The organism is Janibacter melonis, assembly GCF_020567375.1.
Classification (GTDB): domain Bacteria; phylum Actinomycetota; class Actinomycetes; order Actinomycetales; family Dermatophilaceae; genus Marihabitans; species Marihabitans melonis.
This window is the reverse complement of sequence record NZ_JAJBZM010000001.1, coordinates 1,045,181-1,058,111: the sequence shown is the minus strand read 5'-3', so window position 1 is coordinate 1,058,111 and position 12,931 is coordinate 1,045,181. Positions and strand designations below refer to the sequence as shown.

Genomic DNA, 12,931 nt, shown 5'->3' with positions numbered 1-12,931 from the left:
CCCGGCGGCGGGATCAGCTCGCGCTGGCGTCCCAGGCGTCGATGATGCGTTGGGACTGGTCGGAGATCCGCTTGCCGTCGGCGTCCCCGTCGAGCGGGCCGACGTCGACGGCCGGGCCGGTCGCGCTGCTGCGCCAGCGCAGCTCGGAGCGGTCGCGGCCGAAGGACCGGTAGCCCAGGACGACGTCGCCCTCCCACCCGGCGTCGCGCATCGCGCGGAAGGTGGTGTGCGGGTTGCCCAGGCGCCCGCGGATCGCGAGGTCGACGCCGTCGTGCTCCGACGCGCTGCCGGCCGTGACGTGCAGGCCGGGGGCGTGCGCGGCGAGGGCGAGCGGCGCGAGCCTGGAGCGCTGCGACGCCGTGCCCCCGACGCTCACGGTGCCGTTGGTGCCGGTGCCCGAGGACAGCACGACGTCGCCGTCACCGAGGTCGGCGGTGGCCGCGCTCGCGAGGTCGCCCGGCGAGCCCAGCGCGATGGTGAGCCGGTCGCGGTCGCGGTCCCGGTTGCGCAGGCTCGTCGGCTCGACGTCGCCGAGACCGTCGAGCGCGGTGTGCATGGGCTGGGTGTCCACGCAGCCGAAGATCCGGGAGGCGCCGCTCGTGGTCGTCAGCGTGACGTCGGGGCAGACCGCCCGCGCGACGTCGTCATGCGTGTCGAGCACCCGCTGCGGCGTGACGCCGCCGGAGGTGCCGCCCCCACCGATCTCGACGGTCAGCGCGTCGTCGCGCAGCCGGAGCACGGGGCTGAGGTCGCTGCTCTCCAGGGCGCCCCGAGCCTGCTCGACCTCGTCGAGCAGGCCGCCGATGCGCGGGGTGCCGAGCTCGACCTCGAGATCGAGGTCGCCGTCGGTGCCGCTGGTCGTCGTCGTGAGGCGCACCGGGTGGTCGCCGCCGCCCTGCAGCGCCCGGTCGCCGGTGGCCAACGAGCGCATCGTCGCCATCGGGTCGTCGGTCATGACGCTCATCCGGGGCCGCGTCGACCACAGCAGCTCGAAGCCGGTGACCGGGTCCCCTTCGCCCGACAGCCGCTCGACGTAGCCGGCGGCGCGGGGCAGGTCGTCCGCCTCGCGGGGCACCTGGGCGCTGTCCTCGCCGCTGATGACGCTCACCTGGGCCTCGCTGCCGAAGATCCCCTTGCTGTCGTCGTCGCGGAAGTCCTGGTAGGCCTGCGCGACCCGCTCGTAGGCGGCGCGGTCGAGATCGCCCGACAGGGTCACCTCCGCCTCGACGGCGCGGCTGAGGCCCGTGCTCGGTGTCGACGTCTCCACCGAGGCGACCCCCTGGACCCCCTGGAGGTCGCTCTTGAGCTGGGCCGCCCGCTCGGGCGCGCTGTCGCCGCACCCCGAGAGCCCGAGCGCCCCCGTCGAGAGCGCCACGACCGCTGCTGCCCGTCCCCACCTGCTCACCCCGCACACCCTGGCACAGCCCGCGCCGTGTCACGATGACGTGATGCGGGGAGCCCTCCCCGCGAGCGAGACCAGGAGGCACATGTGAGCAGCTCGGCCACCACCGACCAGCGCGACGGCAGCACCCCCTTCGAGACGGCGGCGCTGTCCACCCCGTCCGCCGGGGCCCCCTTCGAGGCGGTGCGTCTGCAGCGTCGCGCGCTGCGTGACGACGACGTCCTCATCGACATCGCGTGGGCCGGCATCTGCCACTCGGACATCCACACCGTGCGTGACGAGTGGGGTCCCGCGCACTACCCGATGACCCCCGGCCACGAGATCGCCGGCACCGTCGCGGCCGTCGGTGCCGCCGTCACCCGGTACACGGTCGGCGACCGCGTGGGTGTCGGGTGCCTCGTCGACGCCTGCCACGAGTGCGAGCAGTGCAAGAACGGCGACGAGCAGTTCTGCGAGCGCGGGTCCGTCGGCACGTACAACGCGAAGGACTACCACGGCGAGATCACGCAGGGCGGCTACGCCCAGCAGGTCGTCGTCAGCGAGAGCATGGTCGTGCGGGTCCCCGACGCGATCGAGCTCGACGTCGCCGCCCCGCTGCTGTGCGCCGGGATCACCACCTACGTCCCGCTGAAGCGCTGGGGGGCCGGGCCGGGTCGTCGCGTCGCCGTCGTCGGCGTCGGCGGCCTGGGGCACATGGCGGTGAAGATCGCCGCGGCGATGGGTGCCGAGGTGACGACGATCAGCCGCTCGGACGCCAAGGCGCAGGACGCGAAGGACCTCGGGGCGAGCACCCACATCGCGACGAAGGACGAGGGCGCGCTCCGCGCGGCCAAGGGCTCCTTCGACCTCATCATCAACACCGTCAGCGCCGATCTCGACATGAAGGACTACGTGCGGCTGCTGCGCCCCCAGGGCGCGCTCGTCAACGTCGGGCTGCCCCCGGGCGACCTCGTCGTCGCGCCCGGCTCGCTCATCGTCGGCAACAAGGCCATCGCCGGGTCGAACATCGGCGGGATCCCCGACACCCAGGAGATGCTCGACTTCTGCGCCGAGCACGGCATCGCCGCCACGGTCGAGCACGTCGACGCCACGGACACGACCGCGGTCGACGCCGCCTACGAGCGTGTCGTCGCCGGCGACGTGCGCTACCGCGCGGTCATCGACACCTCCACCATCAACCCCGCCTGAGCGTGGCCAGCCTGCAGCGCGCCCGCACCCTCGCCGCGGGAGGGGTCCGAGCCGTCGTCAGCGGCGACCCCGCCGCGCGACGACGGGTGCTCCAGCCGCTGCGGGCACGGCTGCGCCCGACGCGCCTCGGCGACGTCGACCCGCTGCTCGCCGCGTACGCCCGGGCGGGTGAGCAGATCGGTGTCGACGACGTCGTCGCGACGGGTCTGCGGACGAAGGGGGCGCTGCTGCGCGACGTCGCCGGTCTCCTCGCCGAGCGCACCGGGTCGCCGAGCTGGCGCGCCGGGCACGCCGAGCTGCTCCTCGTCGGCGACGACGGGCAGGACGTCCGGGCAGGCGTCGACGTCGTCTCGCGGCTCGTCGCCGACGGCGCGGCCGACCAGCTCACCGGGCGCCAGGCGCTGCTCTACGCCCACGCGCTCCTGCGCGGGATGCGCGGCGCGGCCGAGCCGGGGCCGCTCGTCGTCGCCGGGCCGGGCGAGCAGCGGCTGCGCCGCGAGCTCGCCCTGCTCACGACCCTCTCCGACGACGAGCGGGCCGACCTCGAGACCGATCTCGCGCACCCCGACCTGGGGGGCGACGAGGCGACCTGGTGGTCCGGCGTCACCCGCCGGTGGCGCGAGGCGGGGATGCTCGTGCCGCGGCTGCTCGACGACGACGAGCTCGCCGACGTCGTCGGCGCAGGGGCGGTCGCGGCCTTCGAGGAGCTGCCGGTGCTGGACCGGGTCGGTCCCGACCCGGCCGAGCTCGCCGTGCTGCGCGAGGGTCTGCCCGCGCGGGTCCGCGAGGCCGGTGGCGACCCCGCCGTGCTGCCGCTCGTCAGCGTCGTCGTCACCGCCTACCGCCCCGGTCCGTGGCTGACGACGGCGATGCGCGCCCTGCTCGACCAGACCTGGCCGCAGGTCGAGGTCGTCGTCGTCGACGACGCCTCGGGCCCCGAGCACGCGGAGACGATCGCGCGGGCGGCGGCGCTGCACCCGCGGGCCCGGGTCGTCACGCGGGAGAGCAACGGCGGCGCCTACCGCGCACGCAACGAGGGCGTCGCGGCGTCGACGGGGGAGTACGTCGCCTTCCTCGACGCCGACGACTGGATCCACCCCGAGCGGGTCGAGCGCGCGCTGCTGCCGCTCCTCGCCGACCCCGACCTGCCGATGACCCGCTCGCTCGCCCTGCGCGGCGACGACCGGCTCCACCTCGCCTGGCCCGGCTACCCCGCCGTGCGGCACAACGCCGCCGGCCCGATGCTGCGCCGCTCGACCCTGACCCTCGTCGGCCCCTTCGACGAGGTCCGCAAGAGCGCGGACAGCGAGTACGACGCGCGGGTCGTCGCGGTCACCGGGGTCGAGCCCCCGACGATCGAGCCGGCGCTGCAGCTCACGCGGCTGCGGCCAGGGTCGCTGTCGCGCTCCGACTTCGGCGTCGGGTGGGGCGTCGGCGGCCGTCTGGCCTACCGCTCCGCGTACAAGGCGTGGCACCGCACCCTGCCGAAGGGGGAGCCCGTCACCCTGGGCGAGCGGGCCCCCTTCGCCGCCCCGCGCGCGTGGACGAGCGACGCGCCGCACCCTCGCGTCGACGTCCTCGTCGTCGACGACGCGGCCGACACGATGGTCGACCCGGCATCGCTCGCCGCGGACCTCGAGGCGCTCGCCGCCAGCGGTCTGCGCGTCGCGCTCCTGCACCGGGAGAACCCCGCGCGGATGCGCCTGTACCGCAAGGGCCTGCAGGCCGCGGTGCGGCGTCTCGTCGACGCCGGGACGGTCACCCAGGTGCACCCCGAGGAGGCCGTCGAGGCCGTCGTCGTGTGGGTGCGCACGCCCGAGGTCGCCGTCGCGGGACGCCCGGCACCGCTCGTCAGCGCCGGGGCGGTGCTCGTCGGCGAGCCCGACGGCGCGCACACGCACCGGGTGACCCTGGCGTGGACCCGGGCCGCCGTCGAGGACGAGCTCGCGACGTGGGGGGTGCCCGCCCCGCGGTGGGTGCCGGCCGCCGCCGCCCGCGACGAGGTCGCGGTCCAGGTGCGCCCGCGCACCTGACATCCTGTGACCACCGCCTGCCCGGGACCGGGCGGCACTCACGCGTGCGAGGAGCATGATGGCCAAGGACCTGTCGACGAGCCTGCGCCGACCCGTGCAGCGGGCACGACGCCTCGTCGGTGACGCGACGGCCGACCAGCGCGCGGCCCGCGCGGCCCGCGCCCGTCACGCGCTCGTCGCGGCACCCCTCGACGAGGAGGTGCCGGCACCGCGCGCCAGCGCACCGCGGGCCGTCGTCCACGCCGGGGAGCGGGTCCGTCGCGGGCTCGCGCCCCTGCTGCGGCTGCAGGACGAGGTCGTCGGGGCTGACGTCGTGCTCCTCGAGGTCGACGCGAGCAGCGAGGTCGCGGCGCAGGCGCCGCTCGAGGACCAGGTCCGGCTCGCCGCCGCCGCGCACGGCTGCGGGATCCCCGTCGTGGCGTGGGTGACGGGCAGCCAGGTCGAGATCGCGGGCTCCCGTGCGCTGCAGCGACTTCGAGAGGCGGACCCGCGGCTGCGCGTGGCCGTCGACGACGCCGAGGCCGTCGCCGCCTACGCCGCCGAGCTCGGCGGCGAGGTCACCCATCTCGGGCCGGCTGCCGACCCCTTCGTCCACTCGCCCGCCCGCACCGGGCCCGCCCGCCGGCGCGAGCAGGCCGTCGCGATCACCGGGGACCCCGGCTACGACGTGACGCGGCTCGCGCCGGCGCAGCCCACCCGTCTCGACGTCCTCGGCGCCCAGGGCTCGGCCTCCGCACCCGACGGCGACCGGCCGATGCTCGCCCACTACCGATCGCTCGCCGTCGTCGCCGACCGGCCGAAGGTGGGGTGGCAGGTCGTCGAGGCCGCAGCCTCCGGCACGCCCGTCCTCGCCACCCCCGAGGCCGCCGACCGGCTGCCCGCCGACATCGCCGAAGGGGTCGCGGTCGCCGAGGGCGACGACGCGATGCGTCAGCAGGTCGTCGCCGCGCTGTGGCAGGACGAGCTCGTCGACCGGGCCGGTCTCGTCGCCGGTCGCGCAGCCCGCGCCGGGCACACCTTCGCCGACCGGGTGAGCTCGATCTCCCGGCTCGCCGGTCTCGTCGACCCGCCCCGGCGCACCCCGCTCGGCGTGTGCGGCGACCGCGGGGTGAGCGCCGTCGTGTCGACGAACAGGTCGCACGAGCTGACGACCGTCGCCGACAACATCGCCCGGCAGGTCGAGACGCAGCATGGCAACGTCCAGCTCGTCCTCGTGCTGCACGGTCTCGACGACCGCCCCGCCGAGGTCGAGGCGATGATGCGCGACCGCGGGATCGAGGACGTCGTCGTGCGCCAGGCCCGCCCCGACCTCACGCTCGGGGCCTGCCTCAACCTCGGCGTCGACGCCGCGGACGGTCGCTACGTCGCGAAGGTCGACGACGACAACTTCTACGGGCGGCACTACCTCACCGACCTCGTCGACGCCTTCGCCGTCTCCGGCGCGCAGGTGGTCGGCAAGTGGTGCCACTACACGTGGCTGCGCAGCACCGGCGCGGTCGTCCTGCGCTTCCCCAAGGACGAGCACCGGTACACACGGCTCGTCCAGGGCGGCTCGATCCTCGTCGAGGGCGAGGTCATGCGGCGGCTGCGCTTCTCCGACTTGCCGCGGGCCGTCGACACCGACCTGCTCGACCGGGTGCAGGCGGCGGGGATGCGCACGTACTCCTCGGACCGCTTCGGCTACGTGTCGATCCGGGGGACCGATCGCCACGCGCACACGTGGACGATCGAGGACGCGCGCTTCATGAACGCCTCGGGCCGGGTCGCCTTCTACGGCGACCCGCGCGAGCACGTCGACGTCTGACGGCGCGTCTGCGCCGACCGGCTGCGGCGGGTCTCTCGCACCGCTAGCGTCCGGGCATGAAGCGTCCCGTCGTCGCGGCCCTGGCCATCGTCGCCCTCGTGCTCGTCGCCGGTCTGGGCTGGTGGTCGACCGCGCGGTGGCGTGAGGAGCCCGCCGACGCCCTGACGATCCAAGAGCTGACCGACGCAGCTATCTCGACGTCGGCAGACGTGGACGTGCCGATGTCGTGGTCGCTCGGACCGGTCCACTCCGACCCCGCCCAGGGGCCGGTCACCGTCACCGACGTGGCGATCGACGCAGGCGACGGCGTCACGCTGGCCGGCGTGGGCTGGATGGACTCCAGCGGGTCGAAGATGGCCTTCGCGGAGTCGAGGTTCCCGCCGCGCTCGATCTTCGCGAGGTACCCGGGAGCGGCGGACCACTTCCGCACCGGCCTCCCGGCGGGGCCGCTGCCCCGAGGCTCGCAGACGTGGTCCCTCGTCCTCGGCCTGACGGTCGACCGCGTCCAGGACGTGCCCATCCGCGGCGTGCGGGTCACCTACGAGGTCGACGGCCGCGAGCAGGAGCAGACCTTCACGCTGCAGCACACGCTGTGCGGGCGCACGCCGGCCACGAAGGACCGCGAGTGCTCGCCGATCCTCGACGAGACCCCCTGACCTACGAAACCCTGCCGGCTGCCTCTTGATCAGTCAGGACCCTTTCGAAAGGGTCCTCGCTCGTCGAAGGGCAGCCAGCAGGGTTTCGTAGCCCGGGGCGAAGGGGGAGCGGCGGGGTCAGCGGTCGCGCAGGACGGCGTCGTAGACGGCCTGGTAGCGGGGGCCGTTGGCGCTCCACGAGCGCTGCGTGCTCACCCACTCGCGACCGGCCGCGGCGAGCTCGGCCCGCCGCGCCGGATCGGCGTGCAGGCGGGCGAGGACGTCGGCGAGCGCGGTGCCGTCGCCGGCGGGGAAGGACTCGCCGCGCGCACCCGCCCCGGTGATCTCCGTGAGCGCGGGCAGGTCGGAGACGACGACGGGCAGGCCCGCCGCCATCGCCTCGAAGGGCTTGAGCGGGGTGACGAGCCGGGCGGCCTGCTCGTCGACGCGCGGGACGACGAAGACGTCCATGAGCGCGTAGTGGTCGAGGACCTCGTCGTGCGGGACCCGCCCGGTGAAGACGACGGCGTCGCCCGCGCCGACGGCCGCGGCGTGCGCCTCGACCTCGGCCCGTCGTTGCCCGTCGCCGACGACGAGGGCGGTGGCGTCGACCCCCTTCGCCCGCAGCGCCATCGCGGCGTCGACGAGCAGCTCCTGCGCCTCGCGGTAGTGGTCGAGGTTGGAGACGTAGCCGAAGACGAAGCGGCCCTCGAGCCCGTAGCGCTGCACGAGCTCGGGGCTCCGCTCGCGCGGCGAGAAGGCCTGCGCGTCGACGCCGTTGGGCACGACGTGCACCCGCTCGGCGGGCACACCACGACCGACGATGTCGCCGCGCATCGACTCCGAGAGGGTGACGACGGCATCGGCGGCGAGCATCGCGCGGGTGTCGGCCGCGCGCCGGCGCCGGTAGGTCTCGGCCCCCTCGGCGTGCTCGGGGTCCGGGCTCCACGTCGCCTCGAAGAAGCCGCGCACCTCGTAGACCCACGGCAGCCCGAGGGCCTGGGCGACGGCGCCGCCGACGAGCGCGGCCTCGTACCCGCGGCCGCCGGAGTGCACGTGGAGCAGGTCGGGGGCGAGACCGGCGAGCACCGGCGCGAGCGCGCGGGCGTACGCGTCGAGGTGCTCGTCGTGGGTCTCGTGCGCCGGCACCTGGGCGCGCCGGAGGTGGTGGTGCGGCACGCCGTGGACGTCCTGCGGCGAGTCGTCGTCGGCGGCGAAGTCGAGCGCGGTGACCGCCACCGGGTCAAGCCCGGCCTCGACCTGGGCCGCGAGGTTGTACCGGGTGCGCACGGAGTAGCCGGACTGGCGCTGGGGGAGCGCGATCTTCAGCAGGTGAGCCGGGCGAAGGGGGAGACCCCCGCCCCGCTCGGCGCGGGTCTGGTCGAGCAGCTCGACGGCGCTCGCGACGACCTCGGCGGGCACGCCCGGCGCCCACGACGGGTCGGTCTCGCGCAGCCGGCCCTCGACCTGCCGGCGGGCGCGCTCGAGGCGCGCGCGGACCGGTGCCTCGAGCCGCGAGGTCGCGGCGAGCTGCGCGCGGACGACCTCGAGCTGGAGCGTCGGCTCGCCGGCACGCGACGCGGCGCGGCGGGCGAGGTCGAGGAAGACGACGTCGCGGCCCAGCGCGACGAGCTCTCGGCGCACGAGGGCGACCGCGGCGTCACCCCGACCGTCCTGCGTCAGCGCCTCGAGCTCCGCGCACACCGCCGCGGCGGGGCGGCCGTCGGACGCGCTCGCCCGCGGACGCAGGCGCTGCGCGACGCGGTACCCGCGTCGCGCAGCACTGGTGAGCGCCCGTCGGGCGCGAGGGCCCGAGGGCACCGGCGGCAGTCCTCAGCCCTGGGCCGGGGCCGAGCCCGTGCTCGTCTGGCCGTCCTGACCGCCGCGGGTGCGGCGACGGTTCCGGTTGCGGCGCGGGGCGCCCTCGCCGGACGCCGAGGCGCCCTCGCGGCGCTCCCCGCCCTCGCGGGAGCCACGGCCACGACCGCCGTCGCCACGACCACCGTCGCCACGACCCCCTTCGCCGCGACCCCCTTCGCCACGGCCGCGCCCGCCGTCGCGACCGCGACCGCCGTCACGACCGCCCTGGGGGCGACGACCGCCGGACTTGCCGGTCTCGCCGAGGTCCTCGAGGACCTCGGCCGACAGGCCCTCGCGGGTGCGCTGGGCCCGGGGCAGACGCCCCTTCGCGCCCTGCGGGATGTCGAGGTCCTCGTAGAGGTTGGGCGAGGAGGAGTAGGTCTCGACGGGCTCGGGGATGCCGAGGTCGAGCTGACGGTTGATGACCGACCACTTCGTCATGTCGTCCCAGTCGACGAGCGTCACCGCGACGCCGGTGTTGCCGGCGCGACCGGTGCGACCGATGCGGTGGACGTAGGTCTTCTCGTCGTCGGGGCACTGGTAGTTGACGACGTGGGTGACGTTGCTGACGTCGATGCCGCGGGCGGCGACGTCGGTCGCGACGAGGACGTCGACCTTGCCGTTGCGGAAGGCGCGCAGCGCCTGCTCGCGTGCGCCCTGGCCGAGGTCGCCGTGGATCGAGGCCGCGGCGAAGCCACGGTCGGTCAGCTCGTCGGCGACCTTCGCGGCGGTGCGCTTGGTGCGGCTGAAGATGATCGTCAGACCGCGGTCCTTGGCCTGCAGGACGCGGGCGAGCATCTCGACCTTGTCCATCGCGTGGGCGCGGTAGACGAACTGCTCGATTGCCTTGACGGTCTGGCGGTCCTCGCCGTCCTCCGTCATCGCGCGGATGTGGGTCGGCTGGTTCATGTAGCGACGCGCGAGGGCGACGATGGCGCCCGGCATCGTCGCGGAGAAGAGCATCGTGTGGCGGCCCGCGGGGGTCATCGCCATGATCTTCTCGACGTCGGGCAGGAAGCCGAGGTCGAGCATCTCGTCGGCCTCGTCGAGCACGACGGTGCGCGCGGCGGAGAGGTCGAGGTGCTTCTGCTGGGCGAGGTCGATGAGCCGGCCCGGGGTGCCGACGACGACGTGCACGCCCTCGCGCAGCGCCTCGATCTGCGGCTCGTAGGCCCGGCCGCCGTAGACGGTGAGGACCTTGATGCCGCGGCGCTTGCCGGCCTTCTCGAGGTCGCTGGCGACCTGGACGGCGAGCTCACGGGTGGGGGCGACGGCAAGGGCCTGGGGGCGGGTGTCGTCGGTCTCGGTGTCGATGCCGTCGAGGATCGGGACGCCGAAGCCGAGGGTCTTGCCGGTGCCCGTCTTGGCCTGGCCGATGATGTCGTGGCCGCCGAGGGCGACGGGCAAGGTCATCGCCTGGATGGGGAAGGGGTGGATGATCCCGCTGTCGGCGAGGCTCGCGACGATGTCGGGGTGGACGCCGAAGTCGGCGAAGGTGGGCTGCGGGGCGTCCTGCGCCACGGGCTCGACCGTCTCCTCCACGGTGGGGAGGTCGGTCGCGGGCTCGGTCGCGGCAGGGGTCTGCTCGGTGATGTCGCTCATGTGGTGTGCAGAGGTCTCTCGATCAGCGGCGGGCACGTGGGGTCACGCCGTCGTGGCGGGCCGATCGGAGGTCTGCGGGCGGGGCGTCGTGCTGGGCGCCGCCTGCCGGTCCGTCGCGGACCGGCGAGAAGATGCGTGCCGACCGGGCACCGTGGTCCCTCCCATGGTAGCCGCCTGCCCCCGAGACGACGACTACGCTGAAGTCTCATGAGCGACAGCCCCTCGACGAGCGCCGCGAGCGCCGGAGCGCACCTCGGCGAGCGAGAGCGCGAAGGGGTGGTCGACCTCCTCGGCGCGATCGCCTACGGCACGATGTCGGGCTTCACCCGGATGGCCGCCGACAGCGAGCTCACCGACGACCTGCGCCTCAAGACCGCGGTCGCCGGGATGGCGGTCGGCGAGTTCCACAGCCACGAGCTGCTCGTCGGGCACATCCGCGCCCTCGGCGCCGACCCCGTCGCCGCGATGTCCCCCTTCGTCGAGGCCTTCGACTCCTTCCACGCGCGCACCGCGCCGCGCAACCTCGCCGAGGCGCTCGTCAAGGCCTACATCGGCGACGGGATCGCCGACGACTTCTTCCGCGAGATCTCCGTCTTCGTCGACGACGAGTCGCGGGCGATCATCGCCGCGGCCTCGGCCGACGACGGGCGCACCGACGTCATCGTCGAGGAGGTGCGGGCCCAGATCCGGGCCGACCGCCACCTCGCCGGGCCGCTCGCGCTGTGGGGGCGCCGGCTCATGGGTGAGGCGCTCTCGCAGGGCCAGCTCGTCGCGGCGCACCGCGAGGCGCTCGTCGAGCTCATCCTCGGCCAGAGCCACTCGCGGCCCGGTGCCGACCTCGGCGAGATGGGCGCGATCATGCAGCGGCTCACCGACGCCCACCAGCAGCGCATGGCGCGACTCGGCCTGTCGGCCTAGGCATGACGAAGGCCCCCGGCAGGAGCCGGGGGCCGTCGCGAAGGTTCGTGACGCTCAGACCTGCTTGCGTCCGGTGACCATGCCGTAGATGACGATGAGAGCCGCGGCGCAGACGACGCCGATGGCGTTGGCGATCCAGTCGATGCCATTGGTCTCGCCGCCACCGAGGGAGGCGTAGATCCAGGAGCCGATGAGCGACCCGAGGATGCCGAGGATGATCGTGACGACCATCGAGATCGACTGACGGCCCGGCAGCACGAGACGTGCGAGGGCACCGATGATGGCGCCGACGATGATGGCCACGATGATGGTCCAGAGCATGGGAGCCTTCCTTTCAAGATCCCGGCAGGGTGCGCCGGGGGGTGACTGGCCGGAGACCCGGCCATGCGCTCGATGCTAGGACACCTGAGGCACGAAATCGGGGACGGCGTCCAGGGATCCTGAGAGACCGCTGGACGCCGCCCCGTGACGTCCGCCAGGCTGCTGACCTGGGCGGACGACGTCAGGAGGCGCCGAAGCCCACTCGGCCGCGCGAGGGCTCGCCGAGGTCGACGTAGCCGAGGGCGCCGGCGGGCACGACGACGCGGCGACCGCGCTCGTCACGCAGGTCGAGGGCCTGCCCGCCCAGCGCCGCTTCGACGGCGGCGACGATCTGGTCCTCGCTGCCCGTGGCGTCGATGACGATCTCGCGGGCGACGTTCTGAATGCCGATCTTGACCTCCACGGAGGGTCCCTTCTTCGCAGGTGCGGTGTACGAGCCGATCTTGTCAGGCGCCGCCGTCACCGCCGCCCGCGGCTCCCCCTCCGCCCGCCTCGGCGCCCGCGCCGCCGCGCAGCGTCGCCTCGCTGGGGTAGGAGCTGAGGCCGCGCCACGCGAGGTGGCCGGCGGCCAGGGCCGCGTCGGCCTGCGGGATCGTCGCGCTGTGCGCGAGCCACGCCCGGGCGGAGACCTGCGACATGCCCGCCAGGGTCACGCCCAGCAGGTCGGAGAAGCTCTTGGGCAGACCCGTGTCCTGCGCGATGCGGTGGCTGATCGCGTCGCCGAGCTGGGCCTCGAGCGCGTCGATGCGGTGACGCACCCGCGAGTCGCCGGTGAGATCGGACTCGAAGACGAGGCGGAAGGCCTCGCCCTCGTCGCCGACGAACTCGAAGAAGGCCGCGATCGTCGCGTAGACCCGCTCCTTGTGGTCGTCGGTGCTGTCGAGGGCCTCGAGGACGAGGCTCTCGAGGCGGTCGCACTCGCTCTCCAGGAGCGCGAGGTAGAGCTCGAGCTTGCCGGGGAAGTGCTGGTAGAGGACGGGTTTGGAGACCCCCGCCTCGTCGGCGATGTCCTCCATCGCGGCGGCGTGGTAGCCCTTGCGCACGAAGACGGTCTGGGCGGCCTGCAGGAGCTGGGCTCGGCGCTGCGCGCGCGGCAGCCGCTGCACCCGGTGGGGCGTGCTGGTCATGGGTCCTCCCGCGTCTGAGCCGTACCCCTCATCGTACCCAC

The 12,931-nt window shown here is 74.5% G+C and carries 11 protein-coding genes; 5 read left to right on the top strand and 6 right to left on the bottom strand.

Translation table 11 applies throughout. The annotated features are described in order from the left end of the window. Window positions 1-13: 13 nt before the first annotated feature. Window positions 14-1,405 carry a hypothetical protein gene (locus LIV55_RS04865; protein ID WP_229299355.1) on the bottom strand — a complete coding sequence of 464 codons (1,392 nt, stop codon included), beginning with the start codon at window positions 1,403-1,405 and terminating at the stop codon, window positions 14-16. Window positions 1,406-1,489: 84 nt separating this feature from the next. On the opposite strand from LIV55_RS04865, the gene LIV55_RS04860 reads away from it, so the two are divergent. From LIV55_RS04860 to LIV55_RS04845, 4 genes are read left to right on the top strand one after another with little or no spacing between them, the layout of a single operon-like run. Continuing rightward, a complete protein-coding gene (locus LIV55_RS04860) occupies window positions 1,490-2,590 on the top strand; it encodes an NAD(P)-dependent alcohol dehydrogenase (RefSeq protein WP_372456494.1) in 1,101 nt (366 codons plus the stop codon). Window positions 2,591-2,592: 2 nt separating this feature from the next. After that, window positions 2,593-4,623: a glycosyltransferase family A protein gene (locus tag LIV55_RS04855; RefSeq protein ID WP_229299354.1), complete on the top strand. Its 2,031-nt coding sequence runs from the start codon at window positions 2,593-2,595 to the stop codon at window positions 4,621-4,623. 58 nt (window positions 4,624-4,681) lie between these two features. Further along, the gene (locus LIV55_RS04850) at window positions 4,682-6,427 is read left to right on the top strand and encodes a glycosyltransferase family A protein (RefSeq protein WP_229299353.1); all 1,746 of its coding nucleotides are present in this window, start codon (window positions 4,682-4,684) and stop codon (window positions 6,425-6,427) included. A 56-nt stretch (window positions 6,428-6,483) separates the two neighbouring features. After that, window positions 6,484-7,083: a hypothetical protein gene (locus LIV55_RS04845; protein WP_229299352.1), complete on the top strand. Its 600-nt coding sequence runs from the start codon at window positions 6,484-6,486 to the stop codon at window positions 7,081-7,083. Between the two features lie 117 nt (window positions 7,084-7,200). Here LIV55_RS04845 and LIV55_RS04840 read toward each other — a convergent pair whose 3' ends face one another. Beyond that, window positions 7,201-8,883: a glycosyltransferase family 4 protein gene (locus LIV55_RS04840; RefSeq protein WP_229299351.1), complete on the bottom strand. Its 1,683-nt coding sequence runs from the start codon at window positions 8,881-8,883 to the stop codon at window positions 7,201-7,203. A gap of 12 nt (window positions 8,884-8,895) precedes the next feature. After that, the gene (locus tag LIV55_RS04835; protein ID WP_229299350.1) at window positions 8,896-10,524 is read right to left on the bottom strand and encodes a DEAD/DEAH box helicase; all 1,629 of its coding nucleotides are present in this window, start codon (window positions 10,522-10,524) and stop codon (window positions 8,896-8,898) included. 207 nt (window positions 10,525-10,731) lie between these two features. On the opposite strand from LIV55_RS04835, the gene LIV55_RS04830 reads away from it, so the two are divergent. Beyond that, entirely contained in the window at window positions 10,732-11,442 is a 711-nt protein-coding gene (locus LIV55_RS04830; protein WP_201467515.1) for a ferritin-like fold-containing protein, read from the top strand. Window positions 11,443-11,496: 54 nt separating this feature from the next. Here the strand turns inward: LIV55_RS04830 and LIV55_RS04825 are convergent, their stop codons facing one another. The 3 genes from LIV55_RS04825 to LIV55_RS04815 all read right to left on the bottom strand — a co-directional run bounded on the left by LIV55_RS04825 (window position 11,497) and on the right by LIV55_RS04815 (window position 12,890). Further along, window positions 11,497-11,763, bottom strand: coding sequence for a GlsB/YeaQ/YmgE family stress response membrane protein (locus tag LIV55_RS04825; protein WP_123092137.1), 267 nt, complete (start codon window positions 11,761-11,763; stop codon window positions 11,497-11,499). A 181-nt stretch (window positions 11,764-11,944) separates the two neighbouring features. Further along, entirely contained in the window at window positions 11,945-12,166 is a 222-nt protein-coding gene (locus LIV55_RS04820; protein WP_123092362.1) for a DUF3107 domain-containing protein, read from the bottom strand. A gap of 43 nt (window positions 12,167-12,209) precedes the next feature. After that, window positions 12,210-12,890, bottom strand: a complete 681-nt coding sequence (locus LIV55_RS04815) for a TetR/AcrR family transcriptional regulator (RefSeq protein WP_229299349.1) — start codon at window positions 12,888-12,890, stop codon at window positions 12,210-12,212. Window positions 12,891-12,931 lie beyond the last annotated feature (41 nt).

What these genes read in the sequence shown, in the direction of transcription:
- LIV55_RS04835 (WP_229299350.1), bottom strand. Translation starts at nt 10,524, where the DNA reads ATGAGCGACATCACCGAGCAGACCCCTGCCGCGACCGAGCCCGCGACC.
- LIV55_RS04825 (WP_123092137.1), bottom strand. Translation starts at nt 11,763, where the DNA reads ATGCTCTGGACCATCATCGTGGCCATCATCGTCGGCGCCATCATCGGT.
- LIV55_RS04845 (WP_229299352.1), top strand. Translation starts at nt 6,484, where the DNA reads ATGAAGCGTCCCGTCGTCGCGGCCCTGGCCATCGTCGCCCTCGTGCTC.
- LIV55_RS04850 (WP_229299353.1), top strand. Translation starts at nt 4,682, where the DNA reads ATGGCCAAGGACCTGTCGACGAGCCTGCGCCGACCCGTGCAGCGGGCA.
- LIV55_RS04830 (WP_201467515.1), top strand. Translation starts at nt 10,732, where the DNA reads ATGAGCGACAGCCCCTCGACGAGCGCCGCGAGCGCCGGAGCGCACCTC.
- LIV55_RS04815 (WP_229299349.1), bottom strand. Translation starts at nt 12,890, where the DNA reads ATGACCAGCACGCCCCACCGGGTGCAGCGGCTGCCGCGCGCGCAGCGC.